At 40.2% G+C, this 239-nt stretch carries 1 protein-coding gene; it reads right to left on the bottom strand.

Features of this window, described 5'->3' with window-relative positions; translation table 11 throughout:
• A partial coding sequence (locus tag FS802_RS30790; RefSeq protein WP_260989095.1) for a Cna B-type domain-containing protein occupies positions 1-239 on the bottom strand: 239 nt, incomplete at both ends.

Here is a 239-nt window from a genome sequence, read left to right as displayed (position 1 = left end):
TTCCATGTTTTCGTTCCTTCTACTTTTGTTTCGCCTACTTTTGTATTTGTGATGTCAGTACCGTGTACGTCAGATTGATATCCCGCTACTGGCTGTTCCTTCACTTCATACTTGTACGCTACTCCATTTGCGTCATATGCTTCTACATCTGCAAATGCATATTTCCAGTTTGTTGCTTTGCTTACTTCTTGCGTCGCAATCACTGTACCATTTTGTAGAAGGTCCACTTTAATCATTTC

Source organism: Bacillus sp. DE0042 (assembly GCF_007680225.1).
Taxonomy (GTDB): domain Bacteria; phylum Bacillota; class Bacilli; order Bacillales; family Bacillaceae_G; genus Bacillus_A; species Bacillus_A wiedmannii.
The sequence above is the reverse complement of the archived record's forward strand: the minus strand, read 5'-3'. Positions and strand labels throughout refer to the sequence as shown.